We start from the raw sequence: 25,936 nt of genomic DNA on the forward strand, positions 1-25,936 counted from the left end.
GGGGTCGCCCTCGCCGGGACTCAGTGCCCGACGCGGGCGAGGAACTCCGCCGTCGCGGGATGCTGGGGAGCTCCGAAGATCTGCTCCGGCGGACCCTGCTCGACGAGGACACCGTCCTTGAGGAAGACGACGCGGTCGGCGACCTCGCGAGCGAACGACATCTCGTGCGTCGCCATCAGGATGGTCGTCCCGCGGCCCTTGAGCTCCCGGACGAGGTCGAGCACCTCGCCGACCAGCTGCGGATCCAGGGCGCTCGTGATCTCGTCCAGGAGCAGCAGCTCGGGGTCGGTGAGGATGGCACGCACGATCGCGACGCGCTGCTGCTGTCCGCCGGAGAGCCGGTCCGGGTAGGAGCCGGCCTTGTCGCCGAGACCGAGAGCAGTCAGCAGCTCCCGGCCGCGGCGCGCGGCCTCCGCCTTCGACACGCGGTGCACGCGACGGGCCGCGAGCGTGACGTTGTCGAGCACGGTGAGGTGCGGGAAGAGGTTGAAGTGCTGGAACACGACGCCGATCCGTGCCCGGACCGCATCCGCATCCACGCGGGGATCGGTGATGTCCGTCCCGGACAAGAGGATCTGGCCGTCGTCGACCCGTTCGATGAGGTTCATCGTGCGCAACAGGGTCGACTTTCCGGATCCTGAGGCGCCGATCAGCACCACGACCTCGTGCGCGGCCACGGCGAGGTCGACGCCCCGCAGCACGTCGTGGTCGCCGAAGCGTTTGCGGACGCCGAGCGCCTCGATCACGGGGGCGGTCATACGATCCCTCCGGCCTGCTCGCGCTTGTTGAGCCGCGCGGTGACGACGTCGGTGAGGCGGATCATCGGCCAGCTCAGGATCACGAAGAAGAGCCCGGCGACAATGTATGGCGTGAAGTTGAAGGTCTCCGCCACCTGGAGCTGCGCCGCCCGCACGGCGTCGACGGCCCCGAGCACCGAGATGAGCCCGACATCCTTCTGCATCGAGACGAAGTCGTTCATCAAAGCAGGCACGACCTTGCGCACGCCCTGCGGGATCACGACGATCCGCAGAGTCTGTCCGTGCGTGAGACCGAGCGAGCGCGCCGCGACCCGCTGCGACGGATGCACCGCCTCCATGCCTGCGCGGAGCACCTCGGCGACGTACGCGGAGTAGCTGATAACGAGCGCGATCGTGCCCCAGAACATCGCCGGCATCCGCGGGAAGATCATGAGCGCGGGGATCCCGAAGCCCACCAGATACAGCACGATCAGCAGGGGGACGCCGCGGAAGAAGTCGGTGTACGCGGCGGCGAGCAGACGGAGCGGGAAGAACACGGCTCCGCGCAGCGACCGGAGCACGGCGAGAAGCGTGCCGAGCAGGGCCACGCAGACCGCCGCGATCACCAGCACGAGGAGATTGACGAGCAGGCCCTGGAAGATCGGCCCGATGCTGGCGAGAGCCACCTTCGGGTCGAAGAACGTCTCGCGGACGACCTTCCACCCCGGCGTGTTCGCGACGACGGCGACGAGCACCGCCGCGACGATGAGGGTGCTCAGCAGCGCGAGCAGGACGGAGCGCGTCGTGGCGCGACGCCGCAGCGCGCGGCGTGACAGCTCGAGAGGGCTCGGCTGCCACGCCGCGTCGACGAGGGGAGAGGTCACTTCAGGATGGGGACGTTGACGGCCTCGCTGAGCCACTTCTTCTGAAGCTCCGCGATCGTGCCCTTCTTCTTGAGCGCGTCGACGGCCTTGGTGACGGCCGCAGTGAGCGGGGAGTTCTTCGGGAGCACGAATGCGAACTGGTCGCCGCCCTTGTCATCGGCGAACTGCCCCACCACAGTCCCGTTCTCGAACTGTGCGGCGGTGACGTAGAACGCACCGGGCAGATCCGTGATCATCGCATCGATCTGGCCGCCCTTGAGCGCCTGCACGACGTCGTCGACCGAGTTGAAGACGCTGAGGTCACCGGTGCCGAGCTGCGCCTTCGCGACCGTGTAGCTCGTCGTGCCGGTCGCCACGCCGACCTTGGCCTTCTTCAGATCCGCGATGCTCTTCGCCGAGGCGGCGGGCGTGCCCTTCGCGGCGACGACGGCCTGCGTGGTGGTGTAGTACGACGACGAGAAGTCGACGGCCTTCTTGCGGTCCTCGGAGATGGAGAACTGCTGGATGTTGAGATCCCAGTCCTTGGGGCCCGGAGCGATGGCGGCGTCGAAGCCGGTGCGCGTCCACTGGATCTGCTTGTCGGAGAACCCGAGCTCCGCCGCGACCGCGTGGGCGACGGCGCCCTCGAAGCCCTTGCCGTTCGACGGATCGTTGTCGATGAACCACGGCTCGTAGTCGGGGTCGCCCGTCGCGATGGTGAGCTTGCCCGCGGTGACGGTCTGCAGGGCGGCGCCGGTGGCGTCGGCACCGCCGGTCGGCGTGGAGGACGAAGCGGGACCGCTGCAGGCGGCCAGGGTGAGGACGGCGGCGACGGCCGTCGCGACGAGCGCGGTGCGGCGCAGAGCGGGTGCGAGGGACACAGGGACTCCTGGAATGCGGGTGCGGGGGCGGACGGGTGAGACTGCGGGCGCAGGTGCCCCGTTCATACCGTAGAGGATTCGGCGAGACGCCAGTCGGCGAAGTCGAAACCCGGCGAAACGAAGCAGGACACGAGAACCTCGAGATCGTCGAGGGGTCGAGCCGCCTGCCACACGCCGGCGGGGACCAGGGCTTGGGCCGCTTCACCCGGACCGAGCACGATCGTGTCGGTCTCATCCGGCGCCGCCCCCGTGCCACCCCGTCGCAGTTCGAGGCGTCCCGGACCGTGCCACAGCCAGAGCTCGTCGCTCGTGACGACGTGCCAGGCGCTGGACTCGTCCGGCGTCAGAAGGTAGTGGATGCATGTGGCCGCCGGCCGGGTTCCGCCCGCCGTCTCTACGGGGTGCGCGCTGGTCCAGGTGCGCCGGAACCACCCGCCCTCGGGATGCGGTTCGAGTCCGAGCCGGGCTGCGGTGGCGGGAACGGACGTGGTCATGATGCGTCTCCTCGGGGCGACGGCGGCGTCTCGAACGCCGCGGTGGCGTGGCGGACCTCTCCGGCGATCACGGTGGCCGCGGCGCGACCGGCACCGTGCTCGACCAGTTCGACGACCGCGTCCTCGCCGGGCTCGACGTCGAAGAAGGCGAGATCGGCGAGCGCTCCGACAGCGAGGTATCCGGTGCGATCCGGGCCGACGTCGATCCCCATCGCATGAGCACCGCCCAGGGTCGCGGCGTTCAAAAGCCGCGCGTGCAGGTCACGATCGGTGTACCCCTGTGCGCGGGCGATGCGCGCGAGCTCCGCGACGTCGGCGAGCAGGTCCAGCGACGGACTCGAGGAGAGCGAGTCCGTGCCCACCGCGATCGGGTTGCCCTCACGCAGGTAGGCGGCGATCGGCGGCTCCTCCAGGCCGATCACCGCGTTCGAGCGCGGGCAGAGCGCCACGCTCGTGTGCCGCTCGCGCAGGATCGCCCGGTCGCGGGCGCTCATGTACACGCCGTGGGCGATGTGGCAGTCGGGTCCCAGCACGCCGAGCTGGTCGACGAACTCGGTGGCGCTGGTCCCGAAGCCCGCGTCACGGAGCTCCTGGAAGCTCGCGAGGCCTGCCGTGTGCCACGCATGGGCCTGGTCGTGCGCGAACTCGCTTTCGAAGGCGGCTTCGCCGAGATGGATGTGGATCCGTCCGCCGCGCTCCCTGACGATGTCGGGGATCTCCAGCAGCGGCTCGATGTCGAGGGAGTACGGAGCGTGCGGAGACAGCCCGGTGCCCGGGGGAGTGGGAAGCGCGTCCAGGGCGTCCTCGACCTGCCGGCGACCGGTGCGGGCCCAGTCGGCGTTGGTCCAGCTCATCACCTCCCAGTAGGTGATCCCGTGCAGGCGGGCGTCGTGCAGGGCCGAAGCGGCATCGACGTCGGTGACCACGTCGGCGACCGCCGTGGTGCCGGTGCGGATCAGGCGGGCGGCACCGTCCGCCGCATCCGCGGCCCAGTCCCGGCCTCGCTCGTACACGGGGTCGAACGCGCGGGCCCAGTCCTCGAACCCGTGATACCGCCCCTGCCCGACCTCCGCCATCCCGGTGTACTGCAGGTGCGAGTGCGCGTTGACGAGCCCCGGGATCAGCACTCCGGGCCAGTGCACCTCGTGAGGGACGATGCCGCGGTCGGCCAGCGAGCGACGGACCCAGGCCCGTTCGCCCACGTGCAGGATCCGTCCGTTCTGCACGGCCACCGCGCCCTCGGCGATCGGCGGCGCGGTCACGGGGAACACCTGGCCGGCGGAATACAGGGTGACGTCGTTCACGCGCGGCCTCCCGCGCGGTAGCGGGGCGAGCGCCAGTCCTGCTGCGCGCGCTGCTGTGCCTCGCTGCGGGCGTCGACGCGCTCGCCCCGTGCGGCGAGGGCGGCTCGCGCCACGGCCGCATCGGCCTCGGCGGGGAACGGGTGCACTCCGGGCGGGAGAGGGGAGCCGAGCAGTTGCGCAACGGCCGACAGCTGCACCGCGAAGGACAGGTCCATGATCTCGATCGGGTTGCCCTCGGCGGCGGCCAGGTTGACGCAGCCTCCGCGCGCCACGATGAGCGCGCCGTCGCCGATCCGGTCCAGGTGCGGCAGCGGGGCGTCCGCGAGTGAGACCGGGTGCAGGTCCGCGAGGTCGAGATCCACCTCCTCCGGCACGCCGCCGGCCACGGCCACGATGCGGGCGGCACGCAGGGTCTCCGCGTCGATCGTGTGCGGCACGCCGGTCGCCGAGACGACAAGGGCGCCCGGGGCGAGGTCGCGCAGCAGCCCGGTCGCGTAGCCGTCGTGAGCGGCGCGCAGGGCGCGCACCGGATCCGTCTCCGTCACGCCGACCACGGCGCCGAGAGCACGCAGATGCGCCGCGACGCCCTCGCCGACCGGGCCGTAGCCGACCACCACCGCGGGCTGGTCCCTGAGTGCGATCCCCGCCGCGTCGAGGACGTCCGCGATGGCGAACACGCAGGACTGGCCGGTGCCGTAGCGGTTGTCGAAAGCCGTCTTCATGGGCGCGTCGTTGACGGCGATCACGGGGATCCGCAGCGCGCCTTCCGCCGCCATCCGCCGCAGCGGGGTCAGCCCGCTCGTCGTCTCCTCGGCGGCGCCGCGGAGATCCTCCAGGACATCGGCCTCGTGCGCGAGCCGGATCAGGTGCGAACCATCATCCAGCAGCAGGTCGTGGCCCCGGCGGAGGAACGCGAGCGCGGCGTCGCGCTCGGCTGTGCCGGACAGCGCCGGATCGCCATCGACCGGAATGCCCCGAGCGCGCAGGGCTGCAGCCACCTCGACGTCGATCTCGTCCGGGTGGGCGTACACCGAGACCTCGGCGCCGGCGTCGCGCAGGAGAAGAGCGAGCTGCGCCGTCTTCGGCTCCAGAACCATGGCGATGCCGATCCGGACGCCGCGCACCACGCGCGCGTCCCTCAGCGTCGCGGCGATGCCTCGAGACACCGGCATGTGGTCACCCGCGAAGTCGATGCGGTCGTCGGCGCTCGCGCGCGGGGGGAACGGTGCTCCGTCGAGCAGGATCTCGACCTCGGCTCCCGGGACGAACGCGACGGTCCCACCGTCCACGCGGGCGCCGAGGCGCAGGAGAAGGGCCCCGAGTTCGTCGGCGACAGCGCCGCCGCCGACGACGGCGAATCTGCGACCTGCGACAAGGAGGTTGGTGTCACGAGCGAACCGGCGCACGAGACGCTCGGCGGTCAGGAGGGCTTCGGGCACCTGATCAGCGTAGAGGTTTCCGCCGGTCCGCGAACGCCGTGCGACGGCGCCGGATCACGACGCATCGGGTCGCCCGATCAGCCGGTAGGTGAGCTCGGCGAACGGGCCGGCCTGGCGGGCGCCGGTGAGCTCGAGCCGGGTGTGATCGAGGTCTCGGGGGAGGAGCGGCTTGCCCGCCGCCAGGGTCACCGGCGCGAAGGTGACCACGATCTCGTCGAGCAGGCCCGCATCCACGAACTGGCCCACGAGATCGCCGCCGCCGACGATCCACACGTCTCTTCCCGCAGCCGCCGCGACGATGTCGGACCAGTGATCCGCCACCGATCCCTGCACGAATCGGATGTCGGCGCCGGGCACCGTCTCCAGGGATCGCCGCGTGAAGACGAACGTCGGTCGCTCACCGTAGAACTGCTGCCACCGTTCCGGATGGCGCATCAGATCCTCGTGGTCGCGCACCCATTCGTAAGTCGACGACCCTTCGACGAGAACGCCGACCCTCTCCGTGAACGCGGCGATGTCGGCCGTGGCCTGCTCCTGCGGGATGGTGAGGAGCCAGTCGAGCGAGTCATCGGGGTCGGCGAGGAAGCCGTTCAGCGTCGAAGCGGTGAAGAAGATCGCACGTGTCATCCCGGGAGGCTACGCCGGACCGCCGACATCGGCTGCCGTGGCGCGGCGATGTCGATGCAGCTGCCACTCCCGCGCGGTGAGGAACACGATGAACACGTCGAAGAGCGTGAGGGCGAGCATCCACCAGCTGAAGTGGACGATCAACTCGTAGCACTGCAGGGCGATGAAGACGGCGAGGGCCGCGAGCATCCACGGGTACGCCCAGAGCTGCTGCCGCAGCAGCGCCCAGACGAGCACGACTTTGATGACGCCGTGCAGCAGCAGGTACGCCGCCGCGAAGAGCGTCGTCCTGGTGCCCCAGGAGTCCCCGAGGTGCATGGCCCAGTGGAAGACGGGGGAGCGCTCGTGGCCCACGAGGACGAACGAGACCACGTCGCCGAGCCAGTCGCGCAGCGTGGCCGGAGAGAGGAAGAGCAGCGCGAGTCCGCCGATCAGCTCGGCCGCGCCGTCCAGACCCTTGAGCACGATGCTCACGGCGAAGACCCGATCCAGGGTGCGGTGCGACGCGGAGACGTCCGTCATGAATCCGATGCTAGAGAGAGCGCCTCATAGACTGCCCTGAGATGAGTGAGATCGAGATGCGTGCCCTGCCGGCCGGTGCCGTCGCCCTGCACGACGCACGCACCAGACGGCGCTGGACCGTGGACCTGGCGCCGTTCGAGATCGGGGTCTTCGCGGTGACCGAGGAGCAGGTCTCCGAGATGCTCGGCGTCGCGGCGGAGCATCCCGATCGCCCCGCGGTGGAGCTCTCCTGGCAGCGCGCGATCCGCTTCTGCAACGCGGCGTCCGAATGGGAGGGCCTGGATCCCGTCTATCGCTTCGACGGTGCCGAGGTGCACTGGGACGTGACCGCGGACGGCTACCGTCTACCGACCGAGGCGGAGTGGGAGTACGCGTGCCGCGCGGGATCGACGGCTCCGCACTACGGGCCTCTCCCGGAGATCGCCTGGACCGCCGCGGACGGCGTGCGCCACGCCCAGCGCGTGGGGGAGCGGATGCCGAATCTCAACGGGCTCTTCGACACCCTCGGCAACGTGTGGGAGTGGTGCTGGGATCTGCTGGATCCGGCCCGCTACGGCGAGTACCGGGTGTTCCGCGGGGGCGGATTCGCCGACGATGCGTGGAGCGTCCGCGCCTCGGTGCGACGGGGCGGGGATCCGCGCACCGCGCAGGACGACCTCGGGTTCCGCGTCGCGCGCGGCGGCTTCGACAGCGTGGACGCTGCCCAGGGCTGGTCGAAGGCGGCGGACGAAGATCGTGCGCTCCTCGCCGGACCGTTGCCGTCCGGTTGGACGCCGAGACGCTGACCCCGGTCCCCTCACGGTCCCGGGCTCCCTCGGAGACGCGGCGATGCGAGGATGTCGACATGCGCGAGTCGACCGACCCGACTGTCCTCACGACCGAGAGGCTCATCCTCCGGCCGCAGGACCCGGCCGACGCCGTGGTGTTCCGGCAGTTGTGGCTCGAGCGCGACCCGCGGGTGCCCGAGCATCGCCGCATCGATCGCGATGGCCGTCCGACCGAGGCGGATATCCTCCGTCACATCCTCGAAATGCGTGGCGAGGGCCGCACCGACTTGCTGACGGTCGTGCTCCGCGACACCGGAAAGGTGATCGGATACTGCGGACTCGTCTATGACGGCCATGGAGACGCCGCCGAGCCGGAACTGGCGTTCGAACTGCTCCGCGCGGTGCATGGTCGCGGCTATGCGACGGAAGCCGGGCGAGCCGTCATCGCATCGGCGGCGGAGAAGGGCCGTCCGCGGCTGTGGGCGACCGTCTGGGACTGGAATCTCGCGTCGCGCCACGTGCTGGAGAAGCTCGGCTTCGTGGAGACCGGCGAGGTGACGAAGGAGAGCGAGCACGGACGCTCACTGCTGACGGTGCGGGATCCGGCGAGCTGAGCATGGCGACGATCGACGATGTGCGCGATCTCGGGTCCTCGCTCGAGCGCTCCTACGAGGTCTCCGTCCGCGGCCGGCTGAAGTTCCGGGTGGGACAGCTCGTGTATGTGGCCTTCTCGCCCGATGCGCTGATCATGGAGTTCGGCTTCCCCAAGGAGCTGCGCGAGGGACTGATCGGCGGCCAGCCGGAGAAGTTCCAGCTGCCTTCGCCGTCCGACATGCGATTCCACTGGGTGCGAGCGGATCTCGCCGCGCTCGATCCGGGGGAGGCGCGCGAGTTCGTCGTCGACGCGTGGCGCATGGTCGTCCCGCAGAAGCTCTCGCGCGCCTACGACCTCGCCCACCCGGACGGTCCGGCCTGACCGAGCGCCCGGGATGGCAGCGCGCTCGGCTCAGCGCTGGTCGAGTGCGAGCTCGAAGCGGTTCCACTGCAGGCTCAGGCTGCCGCGGAGGTGCGCCTCGTCGTCGGCGCCGTCGCCGTCGTAGGCCAGGAACGTGTATTGCTCCGTGTGCGTGACCGAGGTCGTGAGATCGTCGCCGCGGAACACGAGAGTCACGAGCGACGCCCACCGCAGGACGTCGTCCACGCGCAAGGAAGAGGCGAGAACGATGCGCTCACCGTCCACGATGTCGAGGAACTCCGTCGTCGACCGGATCGTCTCATCCGTCCCGGACGGGGCGAAGATTCCTTCGGCGAGCTCCCGTCCGCCGGGGCGGAAGTCGACGGAGAAGCTGCCCCGCGATCCCGGAATCGACCGCCATCGCTTGCGCAGCGCCGGGTCGCTGTACCCGCGCCAGACCTCCGAAAGCGGTCTCGCGAACACTCGTGCGGCGGAGAACTCACCGGTGATCATGTCGTCGTGAACCGTTGAACGCGGCAGGGCATTCCGACCTCGCTACTCGCGGGGCGCGCGTGCCGCGGCATCGCCGGCGTTCGCGGGCACGGGGGGATCGGCGACAGCGGGCTGCTCGCTTCGGGATCCGGTGCGCTGGGCCGCCGCGCCCGCGACGACGACGATTGCGATCCCCAGGATCTGCAGTGGGCTGGGCATCTGTGCGAGCAGCAGCAACCCGATGATGACGCTGAACGCGGGCTCGACGGAGAGCAGCGTGCCGAACGCCGTGTGCGACATGCGTCGCAGCGCCAGCATCTCCAGACCGAAGGCGATCACGGGCGTGATCAACGCGATCCCCGCGGCGGCCGGCAGCACCCACCAGGTGAACGCGCCGCCGATGACCTGCGGCAGACCGATGGGCAGCGTCGCCACCGCCGCCACCGGAATGGTCAGCGACAGTCCGCTGATACCGGAGAACCGGTCGCCGACATGCTGGGTGAGCACGTTGTAGAGGCCCCAGCATGTGCCCGCGGCCACCGCGAAGCCGACTCCGATCGCGTCGAAGCTCCCGCGCCACGGCTCGGTGAGCAGCACGACGCCGATCAACGCGAGAAGCGGCCACACGAGCGCCCGGCGATGCTTGCTCATCAGACCGGCCACGGTGAGAGGGCCGAGGAAATCGATCGCCACCGTCGTGCCGAGCGGCATGCGCTCGACAGCCGCGAGGAAGAAGGTGGTCATGAACCCGGTGACCACGCCCAGACCCAGCAGGGCGGGGATGTCCTTGCCCTTCAGCGAGCGGATCGAGGGCCGCGCGATCAGCCAGAGGAAGGCTGCTCCGAAGCACATGCGCAGCCATGCGGTGCCGCCCGGGCCGACCTGCTCGATGACCGGGACGGACAGCGCGTTGGAGAGCTGGACGGCGATCATCGCGACGATCGCCATCGACCACGGCGGGATCCGGGAGCCGCGCTCGGACGAGGTGAAGGACTCAGGCACTTTCGGTCTCCGATCCATGGGCGATCCCGACGCCCGGCTCGTAAGCGCAGAGGACGAATCGTGCCTGTGCGTCGTGGGGGTTGTGGTAGGAGTGCTCGACGTCGGCGTAGAACGACACGGTGTCGCCGACGACGAGGTCATAGGTTTCGGCGCCGGCCGACACGGTGATCGAACCCTCCGTCACGTGCAGCAGCTCTCGGGTGCCGCCGGCGTGAGGATCGCTGTCGTGGCGATCGCCCGAGGGCAGCACCCACTCCCACAGCTCGACCACGTTGGGCGGCTCCGTCCCGGCCATGAGCATGCCGTATCCGCCGAGTTCGCCCCGCCACAGCGTCGCGCCTTCTCCTGCACGCGTCACCTTCACCGTCTTCGCAGCCGGTGGCTCGACGAGCGCGGGCAGTCCCATCCCGAGCGCATCGGAGATCCGCAGAAGCGTCTCGAGACTGGGATTGGCGGCCGCCTGCTCAACGTTGATGATCATGCGCCGGCTCACTCCGGACCGTTCGGCCAACTGATCGAGCGTCCATCCGCGTGCGATCCGCTCACGCTTCACGCGGACGCCGATGGCCTGCGCAAGGGGATCTGTCTGTGAATCCATGAGTGCAGCATAGTGCCCTCTTGAGGCATGTCATGGCACCATGTGGATCATGGACGAGAGATTCGAGGAGCACGTCGTCGAGGACGACAGCAGGGGAGTGGTGCGTTCGGCCCGCACCGTCGACGTCGCGGAGATGGCGCGAATCCTCACCCTCGCCTTTCTGGAGGATCCGGTCTGGGGCCCGGCTTTCCCTGCGTCCGGGCGACGGCACTCGGTCGCCGACGTCTTCTGGCGCTTCCTGTGCGGCCAAGCCGTGCGCTTCCCGGATTCGCTGGTCGAGCCGGCGGAGGGAACGGCCCTCAAGGCCGTCTCGGTCTGGTTGCCGCCGGGGGAGGATGAGGTCTCCGACGCCTCGCACGACGCGTACGGCGAGATGGTGCTCGACCTCCTGGGACCGGCCGCAGCGGCCGCACTCGCACGCGCGTCGGAACGGTTCGCGGACGCCCGACCCGCCGAGCCACACGCGTATCTCACGCTTCTCGGCGTGGCGCCGGAATGGCGAGGCCGAGGACGTGGGATGAGCCTGCTCCGCACGGCGCTGTCGCGCTACGACGCGCTCGAGATACCGACGTACCTGGAGTCCTCGAACCCCGTCAGCGACCGGAGATACGAGCTCCTCGGCTATCGGCCGCACTCGAAGGTGCAGCTCGAAACCGGTGCCGTCGTGCAGACCTACTGGAGGGAACCCGGGGCGTTCGCGCCGTCGGCCGAGGCCGAACGGACGTGCGGGGCTCCGTAACGCCCCGAGGACGACCCGTTCTGCCGTGACACGATCACCGTGGCGTCGATGGTCAGGAAGCCGTCGTCCCGCACCGCGACCACGACATCAGTGAGCGAGCGCACTACCGCATCTGCGGACATCAGCAGTTGCTCCAGGTCTTCCGTACCGAGTACGCCGATCGTCAGGCAACCGGCCTGACGAGCGGCGATCAGCCCGGCGCGCGTGTCCTCGACCGCGAGCGCAGGGATCTGTTTCGTTGCCCGACGTTGAGCGCGCCGGAACGGCTCCGGATCCGGTTTACCGTTCGAGACGTCGTCTGCGGTGATGAGCAGGGTAGGCGCGGGGATCCGGCTTGCGCCTATGCGCGCGAGGGCAACCGGCCGCGTGGCAGAGGTAACGATGCTCCAGTTCTCACGGGGGATGCTGCTGAGCAGTCGATCGACGCCGGGCAGCCGTCGAACGTGCTGCCCGGGCGCGGATTCCAGCTGCTCCAGGCGGGCGAAAGCACGTTCGCGCCATTCAGGCGGGAACGCCGCCGCGACGATGTCCCGTGCGGTGCGACCGTGGTAGCCGCGCCGCACGTCGATCACGAGGCCCTCTTCTGCCGCGAGCGTGTTCCATGCGGCCTCGACCGCCTCGATCGAATCCACCAGGGTGCCATCCATGTCAAACAGCACTTCGGAGACGACCCATTGCCGGTGCTCTAGCACCGGCAATGGGTCCGCCTTGTCGCTCTGGATCACGTCAGGCTGGCGCGCTGTGTCAGACCGGGGATGATCATGGTCTTGATGGCGAGTGGATCCGTCTTCGCCTTCATCAGCGCCACCTCGACGTCGTCGAGCCCATAGCGGCCGGTCACGATTTCGCTCACGTCCACACGCCCGCTCGCGACCAAGTCGATCGCGGTGGGCCAGGTGTTGACGTAGCGGAAGGTACCGGTGAGCGTGATCTCGCGGTGTTGAAGCAGGGCGACCGGAATCATGATCTCGTCCGAGCCCATGCCGACGAGAACTGCGATGCCTCCGCGCTTGATCAGGGGGAACGCGGAGCGGATCGCGTGGGCATTGCCTGAGGCGTCGATGTAGATGTCGAACTGCTCGGCGAACGGAGCGAGATCGGCATGTCCCGGGTCTAGCGCGCGGGTGGCGCCGTGTTTCAGCGCGAACTCGCGACGGTGCTCGACCGGATCGCTGATCACCACTTCGACCGCACCGAACGCACGCGCCACCTGCGCATTGAGCACGCCGATGGGTCCGGCGCCCGTGATGTACACACGAGATCCGCCGAAGACGCCGGCACGACGCGCTGCGTGCACAGCTACTGACACCGGCTCGAGAAGCGCGATGGCCTCGTCCGACAACGAATCGGGGACGCGGTGCGCGAAGTCGTCGTCTACGAGCGCGAACTCGCCGAACGAGCCGTCAACCGGCCAGGCACCGTAGAACCTCACGTCACGGCACAGGTGGTAACGACCGCTCTTGCAGAACTCGCACGTGCGGCACGGCGACTGCGGCTCGACTGCGACGCGTTCGCCGACGCGTCCTGGGTCGACCCCCTCGCCGACCGACACGATCTCCCCGGCCGTCTCGTGTCCCAGCAGCACCGGGCCCTGGACGACGATGTCGCCGACGTGACCCTCCTCATAGAAGTGTGTGTCCGAACCGCAGACTCCGACGGCGGTGACCCGAACGAGCACCTCTCCGCGCTTCGGCTGCGGAACCGGCACCTGTGTGAGCTCGATGGTCTTCGGACCTGTCAGCACGCTGGCCATCATGCTCTTGGGGACAGACATGGGTCTCCTTTCGTGGGCTCGCGCCCGTGTTTGTTGTCGGGCTCTCAACCCTTGACCGTTCCCGCGGTGAGCCCGCCCACGATCCACCGCAGTGAGAAGATCGCGAACAGAATGCCAGGGAGCATCGAGATGACCGTCGCGGCCGCCATGGGGCCCCAATCGATCGACTGGTACGAGATGTACTGCTGGATTCCGGTGGTGATGACTTGGGTGTTGCGGCCGCTGAGCACCAGCGGGAGGGTGTAGCTGTTCCAAGCCCAGATGAAGGACAGCATCATGCTCGCCCCGAGGCCTGGAGCGATCAGCCGGAACAGGACGTGCCGGAATGCGGTCCAGCGGTTGCCGCCGTCGACCGCGACGGCCTCTTCCAGCTCGGTCGGCAGATCCTCGATAAAGGACCGAAGCATCCACACGAGCATCGGCAGAGTGACGATCTGATACGCGAGGATGAGGCCGAGATAGTTGTCGGAGAGCCCCGTCTTCTGGAAGATCAAGTACAGCGGGAGGATCACGAGCAACTCTGGCGCGAAGCGCAACGACAGTAGACCGAAGGCGATGTTCTCGCGTCCACGGAAGGAGAACCGGGCCAGCGCGTACGCAGCGGGAAGCCCGATGACCAGGGTGAGCAGCAACGAGCCCACGGTGACGATGATCGAGTTCACGAATGGCTGCAGGAACTCAGGACCGCTGAAGATCCGTACATAGTTGTCGACCGTCGGTGTGAAGGCGAGTCTTGGCGGGTACGCGATGATGTCTGCCGGCTGCTTGAACGACATCATCAGGATCCACACGATCGGTGCGAGAGCGAAGACGGCCCAGACGCTGAGGATCGCGATGCAGACAGTGTGCTTCGTAAGTGACCGGCGTCGGCGGGTCCTCGTCTTGCGGTCGTGACTGGCCAGAGAAGTCATGCGGTCGCCTCCTCGCGGCGTGCCTTGAGAAGCAGCTGGGACATGGCATAGCAAAGGGCCCACAGAACGATGAGCGCCGCCATCGACGCGCCGAAGTTCAGATTGCGGATGCCCTCGAGGTATCCGAGCACGTGCAGGTTGGTGGTCGCGTCGACGGGTCCGCCTTTGGTGGTGGTGTAGATGATGTCGAACATCTTTAGCGAGTCGATCCCTCGGAAGGCGATGATCACGACGAGCACCGGTTTCAGCATCGGGAGCGTGATCTCGAAGAAGTTGCGGATCGGCCCTGCGCCGTCGACCGCTGATGCCTCGCGGAGCTCGGTGGGTACGCTCTTCAGTCCGGCTTGAGCAAGCAGAACCACGAACGGCGTGAAGATCCACACGTCGATGAGGATGACTGAGCCCAGTGCGCTGTCGGGGCCGTTCAACCACAGCAGGTGCTGATGGAGCAGCCAGTCGACGACGCCGTTCTCCGTGAGCATCACTTTCCACATGAGCGCCGCGATGACCGGTGGCAGCAGAAGAGGCAGCACGATCAGCAGCCGGAACGTGTTGCCATAGCGACCCTGGTTCAACAGGATGGCGAGCCCTATGCCGACGACACACTCGATCACGACGACAGTGATCGCATACAGCAGGGTGACTCCGATGGCATGCAGCCCCTCACCCGTCGTGAAGAGTTCCACGAAGTTCTGTCCGCCGTTGAACTGGGGCGCGCCCCGGTTGAGTCGGTAGGAGGTGAAGGACCACCATGCTCCGGTCAGGAACGGGTAGAGGATGGCCAGCAGGACCGCGATGCCCGGGACGAGCAGGGCGTACGGGAGGTACGGCTTGTGTTTCATACGAAGACCTCGTCAGCGTCTCGGGGCGCCGCCCGCGTCGGGCGGCGCCCCATCGGGTTACTTCATTGCGGCGTCGATCTTGGCCGCTGCGTCATCGAGTGCCTGCTTCGCGCTCTGCTTGCCGAGTACGGCCGACTGGATTGCCGTCGCCCACGTGTCGCCGGCTTCGGTCCAGGTCGCCGCCGGCGAGTACATCCAGCTGGCGTGGTCGGAGAGGATCTCTTTCCAGACCTTGTTGTAGTCGCCCCACGCCTCCGTGGCCTTGGCCATCTCGGGGCTGTCGGCGACGCTGATGCGGGTGGGGTTCATGTTTCCGTTCGAGATCGCGGCCGTGAGCTGCTCTTTCGAAGTCGCCCACTGGATGAACTGCCATGCGGCGCCCTTGTGCTTCGACGACGCGTTCATGCCGAGCGACCACAGCCACATGCTCGACGCACGGCCCTTCGGGCCTTCGGGAGGAAGCGCGTAGCCGACCTTGCCTGCGATTGCGCTGCCGGGCTTCTCGAAGTCGGGAGCCATGTGATCGGCATCGATGTAGAAGGCCACATTCCCCGCGAGGAAGTCCTGTTGCGCTTCGTACCAGGTGTAGGTGCTCGCGGCTTTCGGCGCAGACTTCATCAGGTCGGCCCACTTCTCGACCGCTTCGACGCCTTCAGGCGAGTTCACGGTCGCCTTGCCGTCAGTGATGTCCTTCACGCCGTAGGCGCCGGCGAACGTCGAGAAGGGGTTGAGCGTCGGATAGGTCTTGTCGCCTCGCGACACGAAACCGCTGATCGTCTTGCCATCGAACTGCGTGCCGTTCAACTTCTTCGCCGCCGCGATCAGGTCGTCGATCGTCTGGGGCACGCCGATGCCTGCCGCGTCGAGGATGTCCTTGCGATAGAAGAGCGCGTAGCCCTCCTCATTGGCGGGGATGGCCCATTGTCCACCCTCGCCGGCACCCCCGAAGTCGGTCTTGTTCCACCGCTCGGCCTTCGTCAGCGCCGGAAAGAAGTCCTGAAAGTCCCAGTCCGAAGCGGTCTGCTTCTTGTCGTTGATCCAGGGAGTCAGATCCTCGATCCATCCAGCCGCGGCGTACTGGTAGTTCATCGGCTGCGAGGTCATGAACACGTCGTATGACCCCGACTGCGACTGCAGTTCGGTCAGGAGCTTGACCATGTAGTCGTTCTCACTGAGAGTTTCGATGTTGACCGTCACGCCAGTCTTGCTCTCGAAGTCCTTCACGCTCTGCTTCACCGAGTCCGAGAGGGGGTGCTCGCTCATCAGCACGTTGATCGTCTGACCTTTGTAGTTCTGCCAGTCGAACGACTTCACGCTGCCGGAGTCTCCGGAAGGGCCACCGCTGCCGGACGACGCGCAGCCGGCGAGAGCGGCCGCGACCGCCACCGCAGCGGCGCCCGCGGTGAAGGTCCGACGAGCACGTCGGCCTTGAGGGATGGAAACCATTCAGCACTCCTTTGAGCTCGGATGTCCGCCGCCTGAGACGGCGGCTATCGGAGATCGTAGTGAGGCCTTCACGGATGTGATGATAGGGTGCACATATGAGCATCGGCCCCCTGACCGAACAGTTGCGCAGTGCGTATGCCGCGGTTCAGCACCTGCAGCACGGCCGACCCATGCTCGAGCTTGCAGAGGAGCTCCAGGTCTCGCGTTTCACCGTGAGCCGCATGATCGACCGGGCGCGCGCGTCGGGCTTGGTCGAGGTAGTGACCCGGATGCCGGATGCGATAGATCCCGCTCTTTCGTCAACACTCCAGCAGCGGTTCGACCTCGACGCGGCATACGTCGTGGTGCCCGCGGTCGATAGCGAGCAAGGCGCGAGGACGGCGATCGCGCACGTCGCCGCCCGTGTGCTCGCAGAAACGATCGAAGAGGACGACCTCGTCGGCGTGGGACCAGGCCGCACAATCCTGGAGACTCTCGGCATGCTCACCACCCTGCCCAGTTGCGATGCCATTCAGCTGACGGGTGTGGCGTCTAGTGACCCTATGGGCAGCCTGCGGGCACTCATGCGGATGAGCGAAGTCTCCGGAGGGCGACAACACCCTCTCCATGCCCCCTTCGTCAGCACCGACGCGGCTGCATGCACGGCCATCAGCAGCCAGCCGGCAGTAGCCGACGTCCTCAGGCGTATGGGTCGCCTCGATAAGGCCGTGCTGACGGTGGGCGGCTGGCCCGAGAGCTCTCTGCTCGCCCGGCAGCTGGACGCGCTCGGCGAACTGGAGCGGATGCTGGAAGCAGGCATCGTCGCTGAGTTCGGCACCACACTTCTCGACAGCGGCGGGCGCGAAGTGCGCACGCTTGAGGATCGTTTCATCGGCGTCACGACTGAGCAACTCGCGCGGGTTCCGTTGTCGATGGCGCTCGGCGGTGGCCCGGGCAAGGATGTCGCACTTCTTGCCGTGTTGCGCTCAGGGCTCGTGAACGTGGTGATCACAGACGCTGCGCGAGCGCGTTTTGCGCTCGCGCATGACTGAATGCAAGCCGGGGCAGTCCACGGCCTCCCGACTGACGAGTCGTCAATTGCCGGGAGGAGACGCGCTCCCGACGCCGTGGATCCGACCCGTCGCGGGATCGACCCAGTTGCCGGAGCCCGTCACCCGGTGCCAGCGCTTGTGGAAGGCGAGATCGGATCCTTCGGCCTCGACCACAGCCGCTCCGCACAGGTCGCAGATGCGCAGCAAGACCACGTCACCGCTCGTGGTCGAAACCGAGATCATGCCCGACGGGAAATCGACGCCCATGGTGGTCCTCCTCGCTACGCGGCCGACTGGGCCGGTTCGTGATCAGCGTAAGCGACGCAGTCGGGCGCCATTCGGCGCTGAGCCGAACCGGACCCGGGCGAGGCCGGTTCAGCCGACGCGACCGCCGGCCCACTCCTGGATGAGGGTGACGAGGGCGCTGACCTCGCGCGCGCTGAGATGACTCGGCACATCGTGCGCGTCGCCGGGCGCGACGAGGATCTGACTCCCGTTCGCCGGATTCACTCGCACGGCGGCGGGCTCGATCACAGACCGCGGTGTCGTCACGGGAGCTTCACCGAGATCACGCGATCGCAGCCGGCGATCCGTGAGCACGAGTCCGTACGGGCCCGCCAGGGTGCTGGCGCTGAAGCACGCGAGGATCTCCTCGCCCGCGTCGAGGGGCATCTTCTTCGCGAATTTCGCAAAGTGCTTCGCATGCGTCTTGTCATCCGCGTATTTCACCGCGGGGGAGAGGCCGAGCTCCTTCACCCGCCCGCGGATGTCACTCGCCGTCGTGAGGGCGGCGACGAGCGGCGTGTCCGCATTCGTGCCGGCTTCCAACGTCATGGTGATCGCCGCGACCAGCAACTCACGGAACCACTCGACATCCTCTTCGTCGACGAGCGATCCAGCGCCGTTCCAGTCATAGCCGTCGATCCCTTGCGATGCGATCGCGCGGGCCGCATCCGCCGCGTCCGCCACCCCGGCCGCGAAGGGATACTGTCGCGCTTCGCCCTTGCTGAACACCAGATCCACGTCGTCCTTGACGATGAGCCGACGGTCGGTGACGAGAAAGCCCTGCGCCTCGCGCTTGTTCGTGAATCGCGTCGCCACGTCGTAGCCCACCCAGATGACGGGGAGTTCGTCGTCGCCGGCCGGCGAGGCCAGCATCATCTGCTCGATGGCGCGCCACAGCACACTCTGCCCGTCATCCCAGGTCGGGTGCGCATGCCCGGGCACAAAGACGAAGTCCTGGATGTCGGGCTTCTGCGCCGCCAGTTCCGAAGCTCCCGCCGCCAGCTGAGCGAACACGGCGGCCTGCTGCGGAGGAAGCGATGACACATACATATCGATGCTGTCCACGCTGCGAGCGTAGCTTAGATTGAATGTGGGTTCAGTCAGACCGCAGAGACGCGCCACAATCGGTTCGCGCGGAACTCGCGGACTGTGCCCTCACCGTGCGCCGGTGCTTCGACGCCAGCCGCGTGGTGATCACGCGGTGTGCCTGAGCAGCCATGACCCCGCGTTCGAGCTGCACATCCATGTCCCGCGAGAGTCCCGCACCGAATCCACCGTCGTCCATGACGCGTTCACAGCGCGCGCAGGCGGGCCGCCCGGCTCTCATCGATGCCGCCACGCCACCCCGAGAGCGGTGGCGTGATGTCGGATCGCGGGCCGCCCGACCATGCCTCGGCGAACTCGGCGCGAGAGACGAACCGGTCCCATCCGGGGTCGAGCGTGCCTGGTAGGAGCCCGTACTCGGCGAGTCCGATGAGGATGCCGTATCGCTGATATCTGTCCGCTTCCGGCACGATCTTGGCTCGGGCGACCGCCTTCTCCAGTTCACCGACGCGCGTTCCCGACGGTCGGGCCGAGATCACCTCCAGCAGCGCCCGCAGCCGCTCCCTGTCGTCGGTCGTGGGGAGGGGAGGCCCGCCGCGGCAGCGGTCTCGAGGTCGGGTAGATAGCGATGCGGCTGCTCGTTCCAGGCCCAGCCCAGCGCAAGCCGCACCAGCACCTCGGTCATGTCGAGCTCGAAGGCGCCGCCGGGAGACGCCCTGAGTCCGCAATCGGGCAGCCCGTCGTCGCCCGCGGGCGCGGTTGCGAGGTTTCTCGCCCATGCGAACGAGATCACGGTCTGCCGTCCGTGGCGAGCGCTGCCGAGACCCGCGACGAAGGCGCCGAGCACGGCGTCCTCGTCGAGCGCGGATACCGCGGCGACCGAGCGGTCGAGGATCTCGGTCGGCGTGAGTCGCTCAAGGGTGCGCACGGGCCATCCCAACTGCTCGGCCTCGGCGACGTGGACCGGATCCTTGGACGGGTCGGCTCCGGCGACGCCGCCCGTGCGCGTGAAACGGTACCCGTACACCCGCATCAAGGCGTCGAGCTCGGCATCGGCGGGGATTCGTCGTGGCAGGGCCTTCACCTCGTCAGGATATGGGGCCAGCGGCACTCGCCACGGAGACGGCGCCCGCGCTCCGCGGAGCGACCCTAGGGGCGGAAGATGCCGATGGGTTCGCGGACGGCGTAGAACACGATGACCAGGCTCACGACGGCGTCGGCCCACCACCACTTGAGGGTGGTGTTGAGGACGACTCCTGCGAGCACTGCGACGGCGAGCAGCCCATCGAAAAATGTGAAGCGTGCTTCGTGTTCCAGGACCGGGTTGCCGAGAGTTCGCGAGGACAGCCAAGATCAGCACGGTCTGCCGCGAGGGGAGTCGCGTTCGGAGCTCAGGGCACAGTCGATCCATTAGTGATGTGGGCGCGTATTCTCGGGCGGCGTATTCGCGCTGATAGCGCGGGTGTCGCGACCTCGCTGGGCAGCTTGTCCGGTCGGCGATGGTTCATCCGCGACTGTATAGTCATTGAGTGCTGACTATAGCTTCGCGTCTTGATGTCATGAATCGGTTGGGTCGAGCGATGGCCGATCCGACGCGTTCACGGATTCTGATGACGCTGTTGGAGGGTCCGAGCTATCCGGCGGTCTTGGCTCGGTCGTTGGGCCTGTCGCGGTCCAACGTGTCAAACCATCTGACCTGCCTGAGGGACTGCGGGATCGTCGTGGGTGAGCCAGAGGGGCGTCAGACGCGTTATGAGATCTCGGATCCGCATCTTGCAGCCGCACTCAATGCGCTGGTTGATGTGACGTTGGCCGTGGATGAGAACGCCGCGTGCGTCGACGACGCGTGCGTGGTGCCTGGTTGCTGTGGGGCCGGGGCGCGAGCATGAGCGCTTCTTTGACGGATGAGCGTAGGAAGACGCTTCATCGGCGAGTGCGGTTCATCGTTGGGTTCACGATCAGCTACAACGTCATCGAGGCGGTCGTGGCAATGTGGGCCGGTGTCCTTGCCTCCTCGGCAGCGCTGATCGGGTTCGGTCTGGATTCGGTCGTGGAGGTGCTTTCTGCAGCAGCGATCGCGTGGCAGTTCACGCGTAAGGATCCCGAGCGCTGGGAGAAGGTAACCGTCCGGGCGGTCGGGGTGGCGTTCTTTGCGCTGGCCGGGTATGTGACTGTCGATGCGGTGTTGACCTTGATTCGTCAGGAGGGCGCGGAACACAGCCCTCTCGGATTGGGGATCACGGTGTTGAGCTTGATCATCATGCCGCTGCTGGCCTGGTTCGAGGTGCGGACAGGGCGAGAGCTCGAGTCCAAGAGCGTGTTGGCGGATGCGAAGCAGCTGATTCTCTGCATCTATCTGTCGGGGACCGTGTTCATTGGCCTGGCCCTGAACAGTCTCTTCGGATGGTGGTGGGCGGACTCCATTGCAGCCCTGGTGGTCGCCTTCCTCGCGATCCGCGAGGGCATTGAAGCGTGGCGGGGTGACGTGGAGTCGCCCTTCGAGGTCCTCGAAGACCTCGAAGACGACGACTGATAGTCCGTCGTGATGTGAACGTCATCGCTCGGCGGCGCGCAGGATGGCAATCGTTCCCGAGGGATCGGTCAAGCAGGTCAGCGGCAGGATCAGCACCGCGAGACCGAACACGGTCGCGGGGGAGTTCTCCAGCAGCCGCAGCCCGACATTGGTGGACAGGCGCTGCGCCGCGATCCCGGACCCGACCACGGTGGTCACCAGCAGCCCAGTCCCGAGAGCTCGGACAGGGCGTGACGGGCAAGGGTAGGACGGCCGGTCATGAGGCGGTGCCCGTCGACGGCAGCAGTTCGGTGAGCAGCTGCTCGACGTGTGCCTGGATCTCGTCGCGGACGGCGCGGATCCCGTCCAGATCGAGCCCTTCCGGGTCGGTCAACTGCCAGTCCAGGTAGCGCTTGCCCGGATAGAGCGGGCAGGCGTCCCCGCACCCCATCGTCACGACGGCGTCCGCCGCGCGGACGACATCGTCGGTTAGGGGCTTCGGGAACTCGCCGGTGAGGTCGATCCCCGCCTCAGTGAGCACCGTCACGACACCGGGGAGCAGATCAGCGGCGGGCTGGGAACCGGCGGAGCGGACGTGGACGCGGTCACCGGCGAGCTGCCGGGTGATCGCCGCGGCCATCTGAGACCGGCCCGAGTTCTGGACGCAGAGATAGAGGATTTCCGGGACCGTCTTTGCGACCTGCCCGCGGGACTGCGCCAGAGCGACCAGCCGGTCGCGCGCGAACTTCTCCGCCAACGTCGGCAGCAAAGAGGTGACCGTCGCCGTGCGCCCCAGGGCCGTGTAGGACTCGAACACGACCCGCTCGACCGTCTCCTCACCGACCATCCCGGTGAACTGCTGCGCGAGCCGCTCCGCGGCCCGGTGCAGCACCGCATCCGCGGACTGCAACCCGCCCTGCGCGTTCATGCCGCACTCTCCTCGGGGAGCAGCTCGCCGATCAGGGTTTCGACCCGGGCGCGGATCTCGTCCCGGATGCGGCGGACCGTGGCCTCGTCCTGCCCTGCCGGGTCATCCAGCACCCAGTCCTCGTATCGCTTGCCGGGGAAGATCGGGCAGGCATCACCGCAGCCCATCGTGATCACTGCATCCGACTCCCGCACCGCCTCGACGGTGAGGAGCTTCGGGGTGTTCGAGGCGATGTCGATGCCTTCCTCAGCCATCGCGGCGACCGCGACCGGGTTGATCTGATCCTTCGGCGCGGACCCGGCCGAGAGCACCTCGATCCGGTCTCCGGCGAGGTGCTGCAGGTAGCCGGCGGCCATCTGCGACCGGCCCGCGTTGTGCACGCAGACGAACAACACGGTGGGCTTGTCGGCCATGGTCGGGTCCTCTCCTCGGGATCGCTGGGTTACGCCCAGCTTGACGAACCGACTATAGCTCAGTCAATATTGAGCCAATGAACAGTGAGCGAATTTTCTCGGTGGAGGAGCGGGCCCGCAAGCACGCGACTCTCGCGGACCCGGCGCGGCTGCGGATGCTGGACATGCTGACCTATGGGGACCTGTCACCGACCGAGCTGCGCGAAGAGCTCGGCGTGCCATCGAACCTGCTCGCGCATCACCTGAACGTGCTCGAGCGGGAAGGGATCATCACCCGCGAGCGATCCGAAGGCGACAAACGCCGCAGCTATGTGCGGCTCGTGCCCGGCGCACTGATGGGCCTCGGCTCGTTCGCCGCCGCGGGCGCGGACCGGGTGGTGTTCGTCTGCTCGGCGAACTCCGCCCGCTCGCAGCTCGCCGAGGCCCTGTGGAACACGGTCAGCCCGGTGCCGGCCCAGTCGGCCGGCACTCACCCCGCCGAGCGGGTCGCTCCGGGGGCGATCGCGACCGCGGCCCGTCACGGGCTCGACCTCACCGGTGCGGTGCCGCGGCTCGTCGACGACGTCGACATGGACGGGGCGTTCATCATCACGGTCTGCGACCGCGCGCATGAGGAATACCCGGCCGGGACCGTGCACTGGTCGGTGCCTGACCCCGTGCGCGTCGGGACGGATGCGGCGTTCGAGGCGGCGTTCGAGGACCTCCGCCGCCGCGTCGATCAACTCGCCCCGCGCATCCTCGCCCTCGCCTGAACGCGAGGCCGCCCCGGCCGGTCAGTCGGTGCCGTTGCGGGCGGAGCGCCGCTCGATGAGCACTGTGTCCCGCCATCGGCCGGCATGTGGGCCGAGCAGAGAGCGGGAAATGCGTTCCCGGGTGCCGACGACCCGGAACCCGGCCTGCTCGTGAAGGCGCAGGCTCGCGGTGTTCTCCGGGAAGATGCTCGACTGGATCATCCAGTAGCCGGCTTCTTCAGCCGCGGTGACGAACGCTGCCAGCAGCGCCCGCCCGACGCCCTGACCGTGGTGGGCGGGGTCGATGTAGACGGAGTGCTCGATCACTCCTCGGTAGACGTCTCGCGTAGAGATCCGGGAGGCGGCCGCCCAGCCGATGACCGTCCCGTCCTCGTTGGTCGCGACGAGGCGTGGTGCGGGGATCTTGCCGGAGTCGAACTGCTCCCAGGTGGGGGTGCGGGTCTCGAACGTGGCCTCACCGCCGGCGATCCCGGCCGCGAAGATCTCTTCGACCCGCGCCCAGTCACCAGGCGTCATCGGGCGCATCCGTGTCATGAGCAGCAGGACGCTCCGGCGCTGTCACCGGTGGAGCAGACCCCCGTCGCCGGCAGAACCAGGGCGACCTGCGACGCCGCGGTGACGTCGCCGTCGATCCAGGCGGTAACGGAGCGGACCTGCTCGTATCCCGTGGTGAGCAAGAACGTCGGGGCGCGGCCGTAGGACTTCATCCCGACGATGAAGAACCCCTGTTCCGGGTGCGTGAGCTCCCGGAACCCGTGCGGTTCGACCGTCCCGCAGGAGTGCAGGTTCGGGTCGATCAGCGGCGCCAACCGCTTCGGCGCTTCGACGATCTCGTCCAGCTCGAGCCTGACCTCACGGAGCATGTCCAAGTCGGGGCGGAACCCGGTCGCGTTCACGACCAGATCGGCCTCCACCGTCGCCGGTTCACCGCGGCGGGTGCCGACCAGCCGGATCCCGGAGCCCGTAGGCTCGACACGGGAGATCTCGAACGAGTCGACCACCGACACGACCCCGGACGCGACAAGCTGTTCGGTGCGGGTACCGAGCTTCGCCCGATCCGGCAGCTCGTCGTCGGGGGAGGAGGACACCCGGATCGCGGACGGGTTCCGGATCACCCACGACACCCGTGTGCCCGGCTCGTCCCGTGCGAGCTTCCCGAGCGCGATGAGCGTGTTCGCTGCCGAATGCCCGGCACCGACGACGACCGTGTGCGTGCCGGCGAACCGGGCCCGATCGGCCCCGAGAACGTCGGGGAGGGCGTGCAGGACATGGTCGGCGACCTGGTCGAAGCCGAGCGGGACGAGGCCCGAGGAGGCGAGAGGGTTCGGGGTCGTGTAGGTGCCGGACGCGTCGATCACCGCCCGCGCCGTGACCTCAGCGACCTGTCCGTCGGCGTGCTGGACGCGCAGCAGGAACGGGGTCTGGGCACGCCCGGCCGTCCGGGTGCGGTCCATGCCCTCCCGGGTCACCGCGATCACCCGCTGGCTGAACCGGATCCGAGATCCGATCTCCGGCAGGTCAGCGAGCGGCGACAGGTAGTCATCGACGAGCTCCTGCCCGCTCGGGGCGCGCCCCTCCGCCGCGGATAGCGCCCAACCAGAGGCTTCCAACAGGCGGCGCGACGCGGGGTCGATCAGGTGCTTCCAGGGGGAGAAGAAGCGGGTGTGGCCCCCGAGCTGGACCGAGTCCGCGATCCGGCTCCCGGCCTCGAGGATCGTGAAGTCGATGCCCCGCTCCACCAGATTCGCCGCCGCCGCGAGCCCGACCGGGCCCGCGCCGATGATCACGACCGGCAGCGTCGCCAGCCGATCCGACACGACCGTCCGGGGAGTGAGATCCAGCATCGTCCCCATCAGAACCTCCGTATATCGATGAACGTCGATGCAAGTATGAGCGCATCTATCGACACCTGTCAATATCGACTAATATCGATGCATGGTCCAGTTGCTCGAGGTCACCGACGTGTCCGCCGGCGCGCCGTGTTGCGCGCCGCTTGTGAAGGAACCCCTCGGCCAGCAGGACGCAGAGCAGCTCGCCGTGCGGTTGAAGGCTCTCGCAGATCCTGCCCGGCTGCGGCTGCTGTCGATCGTCGCCTCCAGCGCCGACCAGGAAGCGTGCGTCTGCGACCTGATCGACCCGGTCGGACTCTCGCAGCCGACCGTATCCCATCACCTCAAGGTCTTGACCACCGCCGGGTTCCTCACGCGCTCGCAGCGGGGGACATGGGCGTACTACCGGCTGGCGCCGGGAGCCCTTGACGGCGTGACCCGCATACTGGCGACCGCCTAAGGCGGAGACCCGCCGCGGGCATCCCGCCGACGATTCGGGGCATCGCCTCCCGCGCGTTCCCACGTGCCGCTCGCCCGGCGTCCACGGGGAGAGCCGACGGTGGTGCCGGCCTGCCGCGAGGGGAGTCGCGTTCGGAGCTCAGGGCACAGTCGATCCATGAACTGACATAATGTGCATTATCGGGGATATCGCGGAAGGAACGCTGACAGCATCGAGCCACGCCGATAACGCTCTGCTGCCTGCTCTGGGGCCACTCCGAACAATCGTCCCGCTCTGCACGTCTACGAAG

At 68.0% G+C, this 25,936-nt stretch carries 34 protein-coding genes and 1 pseudogene; 9 read left to right on the forward strand and 26 right to left on the reverse strand.

Annotation, left to right across the window (positions count from 1 at the left end; translation table 11 throughout):
- Positions 1 to 20 precede the first annotated feature (20 nt).
- The 8 genes from RL72_RS16820 to RL72_RS16855 form a co-directional block, all read right to left on the reverse strand.
- Complete coding sequence (locus tag RL72_RS16820) at positions 21 to 758, reverse strand: amino acid ABC transporter ATP-binding protein (protein ID WP_045252022.1); 738 nt, start codon at positions 756 to 758, stop codon at positions 21 to 23.
- Positions 755 to 1,621 (reverse strand): amino acid ABC transporter permease, encoded by an 867-nt coding sequence (locus RL72_RS16825; RefSeq protein WP_045252023.1) that lies wholly within the window; start codon positions 1,619 to 1,621, stop codon positions 755 to 757. Before RL72_RS16825 ends, RL72_RS16820 begins: the two co-directional genes overlap by 4 nt.
- Positions 1,618 to 2,481 carry an ABC transporter substrate-binding protein gene (locus tag RL72_RS16830; RefSeq protein WP_248700507.1) on the reverse strand — a complete coding sequence of 288 codons (864 nt, stop codon included), beginning with the start codon at positions 2,479 to 2,481 and terminating at the stop codon, positions 1,618 to 1,620. The genes RL72_RS16825 and RL72_RS16830 overlap by 4 nt, the downstream gene beginning before the upstream one ends.
- Before the next feature lie 62 nt (positions 2,482 to 2,543).
- A complete protein-coding gene (locus RL72_RS16835) occupies positions 2,544 to 2,975 on the reverse strand; it encodes a cupin domain-containing protein (RefSeq protein WP_045252024.1) in 432 nt (143 codons plus the stop codon).
- Positions 2,972 to 4,279, reverse strand: a complete 1,308-nt coding sequence (locus RL72_RS16840; protein WP_045252025.1) for an amidohydrolase family protein — start codon at positions 4,277 to 4,279, stop codon at positions 2,972 to 2,974. The genes RL72_RS16835 and RL72_RS16840 overlap by 4 nt, the downstream gene beginning before the upstream one ends.
- Positions 4,276 to 5,718, reverse strand: a complete 1,443-nt coding sequence (locus RL72_RS16845) for an adenosylhomocysteinase (protein ID WP_052674471.1) — start codon at positions 5,716 to 5,718, stop codon at positions 4,276 to 4,278. The genes RL72_RS16840 and RL72_RS16845 overlap by 4 nt, the downstream gene beginning before the upstream one ends.
- Before the next feature lie 54 nt (positions 5,719 to 5,772).
- Positions 5,773 to 6,345 carry a dihydrofolate reductase family protein gene (locus RL72_RS16850; protein ID WP_045252026.1) on the reverse strand — a complete coding sequence of 191 codons (573 nt, stop codon included), beginning with the start codon at positions 6,343 to 6,345 and terminating at the stop codon, positions 5,773 to 5,775.
- Between the two features lie 9 nt (positions 6,346 to 6,354).
- Complete coding sequence (locus RL72_RS16855) at positions 6,355 to 6,867, reverse strand: DUF2127 domain-containing protein (RefSeq protein ID WP_052674472.1); 513 nt, start codon at positions 6,865 to 6,867, stop codon at positions 6,355 to 6,357.
- A gap of 41 nt (positions 6,868 to 6,908) precedes the next feature.
- On the opposite strand from RL72_RS16855, the gene RL72_RS20290 reads away from it, so the two are divergent.
- From RL72_RS20290 to RL72_RS16870, 3 genes are read left to right on the forward strand one after another with little or no spacing between them, the layout of a single operon-like run.
- The gene (locus tag RL72_RS20290) at positions 6,909 to 7,652 is read left to right on the forward strand and encodes a formylglycine-generating enzyme family protein (protein WP_045252027.1); all 744 of its coding nucleotides are present in this window, start codon (positions 6,909 to 6,911) and stop codon (positions 7,650 to 7,652) included.
- 59 nt (positions 7,653 to 7,711) lie between these two features.
- Entirely contained in the window at positions 7,712 to 8,248 is a 537-nt protein-coding gene (locus RL72_RS20295) for a GNAT family N-acetyltransferase (protein ID WP_045252028.1), read from the forward strand.
- Positions 8,249 to 8,250: 2 nt separating this feature from the next.
- A complete protein-coding gene (locus RL72_RS16870) occupies positions 8,251 to 8,610 on the forward strand; it encodes an MmcQ/YjbR family DNA-binding protein (protein WP_045252029.1) in 360 nt (119 codons plus the stop codon).
- Between the two features lie 30 nt (positions 8,611 to 8,640).
- Here the strand turns inward: RL72_RS16870 and RL72_RS16875 are convergent, their stop codons facing one another.
- Genes RL72_RS16875 through RL72_RS16885 form a run of 3 tightly spaced genes read right to left on the reverse strand, consistent with a single transcriptional unit; the run spans position 8,641 to position 10,636 of the window.
- Entirely contained in the window at positions 8,641 to 9,102 is a 462-nt protein-coding gene (locus tag RL72_RS16875) for an SRPBCC domain-containing protein (RefSeq protein WP_045252030.1), read from the reverse strand.
- 42 nt (positions 9,103 to 9,144) lie between these two features.
- Positions 9,145 to 10,083, reverse strand: coding sequence for an EamA family transporter (locus RL72_RS16880; protein WP_248700508.1), 939 nt, complete (start codon positions 10,081 to 10,083; stop codon positions 9,145 to 9,147).
- Positions 10,076 to 10,636, reverse strand: a complete 561-nt coding sequence (locus RL72_RS16885) for a helix-turn-helix domain-containing protein (protein WP_346218197.1) — start codon at positions 10,634 to 10,636, stop codon at positions 10,076 to 10,078. The genes RL72_RS16880 and RL72_RS16885 overlap by 8 nt, the downstream gene beginning before the upstream one ends.
- A gap of 94 nt (positions 10,637 to 10,730) precedes the next feature.
- Between RL72_RS16885 and RL72_RS16890 the strand changes: the two genes are divergently transcribed.
- On the forward strand, positions 10,731 to 11,420 hold the full coding sequence (locus tag RL72_RS16890; protein WP_052674473.1) for a GNAT family N-acetyltransferase: 690 nt from the start codon (positions 10,731 to 10,733) through the stop codon (positions 11,418 to 11,420).
- Here RL72_RS16890 and RL72_RS16895 read toward each other — a convergent pair.
- The 5 genes from RL72_RS16895 to RL72_RS16915 form a co-directional block, all read right to left on the reverse strand.
- Complete coding sequence (locus RL72_RS16895; protein ID WP_052674474.1) at positions 11,354 to 12,145, reverse strand: HAD-IA family hydrolase; 792 nt, start codon at positions 12,143 to 12,145, stop codon at positions 11,354 to 11,356. The two genes, RL72_RS16890 and RL72_RS16895, sit on opposite strands and share 67 nt — an antisense overlap.
- Positions 12,142 to 13,173, reverse strand: a complete 1,032-nt coding sequence (locus tag RL72_RS16900; RefSeq protein WP_248700509.1) for an NAD(P)-dependent alcohol dehydrogenase — start codon at positions 13,171 to 13,173, stop codon at positions 12,142 to 12,144. Before RL72_RS16900 ends, RL72_RS16895 begins: the two co-directional genes overlap by 4 nt.
- A 65-nt stretch (positions 13,174 to 13,238) precedes the next feature.
- A complete protein-coding gene (locus tag RL72_RS16905; RefSeq protein WP_052674475.1) occupies positions 13,239 to 14,105 on the reverse strand; it encodes a carbohydrate ABC transporter permease in 867 nt (288 codons plus the stop codon).
- Positions 14,102 to 14,947: a carbohydrate ABC transporter permease gene (locus RL72_RS16910; protein ID WP_045252033.1), complete on the reverse strand. Its 846-nt coding sequence runs from the start codon at positions 14,945 to 14,947 to the stop codon at positions 14,102 to 14,104. Before RL72_RS16910 ends, RL72_RS16905 begins: the two co-directional genes overlap by 4 nt.
- 57 nt (positions 14,948 to 15,004) lie before the next feature.
- On the reverse strand, positions 15,005 to 16,393 hold the full coding sequence (locus tag RL72_RS16915; RefSeq protein WP_082072475.1) for an ABC transporter substrate-binding protein: 1,389 nt from the start codon (positions 16,391 to 16,393) through the stop codon (positions 15,005 to 15,007).
- Between the two features lie 95 nt (positions 16,394 to 16,488).
- Between RL72_RS16915 and RL72_RS16920 the strand changes: the two genes are divergently transcribed.
- A complete protein-coding gene (locus tag RL72_RS16920) occupies positions 16,489 to 17,424 on the forward strand; it encodes a sugar-binding transcriptional regulator (protein WP_045252035.1) in 936 nt (311 codons plus the stop codon).
- Between the two features lie 42 nt (positions 17,425 to 17,466).
- Here the strand turns inward: RL72_RS16920 and RL72_RS16925 are convergent, their stop codons facing one another.
- The 5 genes from RL72_RS16925 to RL72_RS20615 form a co-directional block, all read right to left on the reverse strand.
- The gene (locus RL72_RS16925) at positions 17,467 to 17,691 is read right to left on the reverse strand and encodes a histidine ammonia-lyase (protein WP_248700510.1); all 225 of its coding nucleotides are present in this window, start codon (positions 17,689 to 17,691) and stop codon (positions 17,467 to 17,469) included.
- Between the two features lie 108 nt (positions 17,692 to 17,799).
- On the reverse strand, positions 17,800 to 18,831 hold the full coding sequence (locus tag RL72_RS16930) for a hypothetical protein (RefSeq protein ID WP_156156831.1): 1,032 nt from the start codon (positions 18,829 to 18,831) through the stop codon (positions 17,800 to 17,802).
- 170 nt (positions 18,832 to 19,001) lie between these two features.
- Complete coding sequence (locus RL72_RS20300; RefSeq protein WP_211256075.1) at positions 19,002 to 19,292, reverse strand: hypothetical protein; 291 nt, start codon at positions 19,290 to 19,292, stop codon at positions 19,002 to 19,004.
- Entirely contained in the window at positions 19,289 to 19,837 is a 549-nt protein-coding gene (locus tag RL72_RS20305; protein WP_211256076.1) for a hypothetical protein, read from the reverse strand. The genes RL72_RS20300 and RL72_RS20305 overlap by 4 nt, the downstream gene beginning before the upstream one ends.
- A gap of 65 nt (positions 19,838 to 19,902) precedes the next feature.
- A complete protein-coding gene (locus RL72_RS20615) occupies positions 19,903 to 20,100 on the reverse strand; it encodes a cation efflux transmembrane domain-containing protein (protein ID WP_338101515.1) in 198 nt (65 codons plus the stop codon).
- Positions 20,101 to 20,282: 182 nt separating this feature from the next.
- On the opposite strand from RL72_RS20615, the gene cmtR reads away from it, so the two are divergent.
- Positions 20,283 to 20,642 (forward strand): Cd(II)/Pb(II)-sensing metalloregulatory transcriptional regulator CmtR, encoded by a 360-nt coding sequence (cmtR, locus tag RL72_RS19635; RefSeq protein ID WP_082072476.1) that lies wholly within the window; start codon positions 20,283 to 20,285, stop codon positions 20,640 to 20,642.
- Positions 20,639 to 21,286, forward strand: a complete 648-nt coding sequence (locus tag RL72_RS16940; protein ID WP_045252166.1) for a cation diffusion facilitator family transporter — start codon at positions 20,639 to 20,641, stop codon at positions 21,284 to 21,286. Before cmtR ends, RL72_RS16940 begins: the two co-directional genes overlap by 4 nt.
- A gap of 78 nt (positions 21,287 to 21,364) precedes the next feature.
- Here RL72_RS16940 and RL72_RS19955 read toward each other — a convergent pair.
- The 3 genes and pseudogenes from RL72_RS19955 to RL72_RS16950 all read right to left on the reverse strand — a co-directional run.
- A pseudogene (locus RL72_RS19955) lies at positions 21,365 to 21,546 on the reverse strand (aquaporin family protein); the annotation flags it as partial.
- Positions 21,543 to 22,193, reverse strand: coding sequence for an arsenate reductase ArsC (locus RL72_RS16945; protein ID WP_045252037.1), 651 nt, complete (start codon positions 22,191 to 22,193; stop codon positions 21,543 to 21,545). The gene RL72_RS16945 and the pseudogene RL72_RS19955, both read right to left, overlap by 4 nt.
- Positions 22,190 to 22,606 (reverse strand): arsenate reductase ArsC, encoded by a 417-nt coding sequence (locus tag RL72_RS16950; RefSeq protein WP_045252038.1) that lies wholly within the window; start codon positions 22,604 to 22,606, stop codon positions 22,190 to 22,192. The genes RL72_RS16945 and RL72_RS16950 overlap by 4 nt, the downstream gene beginning before the upstream one ends.
- Before the next feature lie 77 nt (positions 22,607 to 22,683).
- On the opposite strand from RL72_RS16950, the gene RL72_RS16955 reads away from it, so the two are divergent.
- Positions 22,684 to 23,358, forward strand: coding sequence for an arsenate reductase/protein-tyrosine-phosphatase family protein (locus tag RL72_RS16955; RefSeq protein WP_045252039.1), 675 nt, complete (start codon positions 22,684 to 22,686; stop codon positions 23,356 to 23,358).
- 21 nt (positions 23,359 to 23,379) lie between these two features.
- On the opposite strand, the gene RL72_RS16960 is transcribed toward RL72_RS16955, so the two are convergent.
- Together RL72_RS16960 and RL72_RS16965 are read right to left on the reverse strand one after the other, a co-directional pair.
- Positions 23,380 to 23,874 carry a GNAT family N-acetyltransferase gene (locus RL72_RS16960; RefSeq protein ID WP_248700511.1) on the reverse strand — a complete coding sequence of 165 codons (495 nt, stop codon included), beginning with the start codon at positions 23,872 to 23,874 and terminating at the stop codon, positions 23,380 to 23,382.
- 14 nt (positions 23,875 to 23,888) lie between these two features.
- Positions 23,889 to 25,211: an NAD(P)-binding domain-containing protein gene (locus RL72_RS16965; RefSeq protein WP_045252041.1), complete on the reverse strand. Its 1,323-nt coding sequence runs from the start codon at positions 25,209 to 25,211 to the stop codon at positions 23,889 to 23,891.
- Positions 25,212 to 25,293: 82 nt separating this feature from the next.
- Between RL72_RS16965 and RL72_RS16970 the strand changes: the two genes are divergently transcribed.
- Positions 25,294 to 25,647: an ArsR/SmtB family transcription factor gene (locus RL72_RS16970; RefSeq protein WP_045252042.1), complete on the forward strand. Its 354-nt coding sequence runs from the start codon at positions 25,294 to 25,296 to the stop codon at positions 25,645 to 25,647.
- The last annotated feature ends 289 nt before the right edge of the window (positions 25,648 to 25,936 follow it).

It is taken from the genome of Microbacterium azadirachtae, assembly GCF_000956545.1.
In the GTDB taxonomy this organism is placed as follows: domain Bacteria; phylum Actinomycetota; class Actinomycetes; order Actinomycetales; family Microbacteriaceae; genus Microbacterium; species Microbacterium azadirachtae.

Excerpts from the sequence above, each read along its gene's own strand:
- RL72_RS16820 (WP_045252022.1), bottom strand. The coding sequence starts at position 758 with ATGACCGCCCCCGTGATCGAGGCGCTCGGCGTCCGCAAACGCTTCGGC.
- RL72_RS16835 (WP_045252024.1), bottom strand. The coding sequence starts at position 2,975 with ATGACCACGTCCGTTCCCGCCACCGCAGCCCGGCTCGGACTCGAACCG.
- RL72_RS16850 (WP_045252026.1), bottom strand. The coding sequence starts at position 6,345 with ATGACACGTGCGATCTTCTTCACCGCTTCGACGCTGAACGGCTTCCTC.
- RL72_RS16855 (WP_052674472.1), bottom strand. The coding sequence starts at position 6,867 with ATGACGGACGTCTCCGCGTCGCACCGCACCCTGGATCGGGTCTTCGCC.
- RL72_RS20290 (WP_045252027.1), top strand. The coding sequence starts at position 6,909 with ATGAGTGAGATCGAGATGCGTGCCCTGCCGGCCGGTGCCGTCGCCCTG.
- RL72_RS20295 (WP_045252028.1), top strand. The coding sequence starts at position 7,712 with ATGCGCGAGTCGACCGACCCGACTGTCCTCACGACCGAGAGGCTCATC.
- RL72_RS16870 (WP_045252029.1), top strand. The coding sequence starts at position 8,251 with ATGGCGACGATCGACGATGTGCGCGATCTCGGGTCCTCGCTCGAGCGC.
- RL72_RS16875 (WP_045252030.1), bottom strand. The coding sequence starts at position 9,102 with ATGATCACCGGTGAGTTCTCCGCCGCACGAGTGTTCGCGAGACCGCTT.
- RL72_RS16890 (WP_052674473.1), top strand. The coding sequence starts at position 10,731 with ATGGACGAGAGATTCGAGGAGCACGTCGTCGAGGACGACAGCAGGGGA.
- RL72_RS16900 (WP_248700509.1), bottom strand. The coding sequence starts at position 13,173 with ATGGCCAGCGTGCTGACAGGTCCGAAGACCATCGAGCTCACACAGGTG.
- RL72_RS16905 (WP_052674475.1), bottom strand. The coding sequence starts at position 14,105 with ATGACTTCTCTGGCCAGTCACGACCGCAAGACGAGGACCCGCCGACGC.
- RL72_RS16910 (WP_045252033.1), bottom strand. The coding sequence starts at position 14,947 with ATGAAACACAAGCCGTACCTCCCGTACGCCCTGCTCGTCCCGGGCATC.
- RL72_RS16915 (WP_082072475.1), bottom strand. The coding sequence starts at position 16,393 with ATGGTTTCCATCCCTCAAGGCCGACGTGCTCGTCGGACCTTCACCGCG.
- RL72_RS16920 (WP_045252035.1), top strand. The coding sequence starts at position 16,489 with ATGAGCATCGGCCCCCTGACCGAACAGTTGCGCAGTGCGTATGCCGCG.
- RL72_RS16925 (WP_248700510.1), bottom strand. The coding sequence starts at position 17,691 with ATGGGCGTCGATTTCCCGTCGGGCATGATCTCGGTTTCGACCACGAGC.
- RL72_RS16940 (WP_045252166.1), top strand. The coding sequence starts at position 20,639 with ATGAGCGCTTCTTTGACGGATGAGCGTAGGAAGACGCTTCATCGGCGA.
- RL72_RS16945 (WP_045252037.1), bottom strand. The coding sequence starts at position 22,193 with ATGAACGCGCAGGGCGGGTTGCAGTCCGCGGATGCGGTGCTGCACCGG.
- RL72_RS16950 (WP_045252038.1), bottom strand. The coding sequence starts at position 22,606 with ATGGCCGACAAGCCCACCGTGTTGTTCGTCTGCGTGCACAACGCGGGC.
- RL72_RS16955 (WP_045252039.1), top strand. The coding sequence starts at position 22,684 with ATGAACAGTGAGCGAATTTTCTCGGTGGAGGAGCGGGCCCGCAAGCAC.
- RL72_RS16960 (WP_248700511.1), bottom strand. The coding sequence starts at position 23,874 with ATGACGCCTGGTGACTGGGCGCGGGTCGAAGAGATCTTCGCGGCCGGG.
- RL72_RS16965 (WP_045252041.1), bottom strand. The coding sequence starts at position 25,211 with ATGGGGACGATGCTGGATCTCACTCCCCGGACGGTCGTGTCGGATCGG.
- RL72_RS16970 (WP_045252042.1), top strand. The coding sequence starts at position 25,294 with ATGGTCCAGTTGCTCGAGGTCACCGACGTGTCCGCCGGCGCGCCGTGT.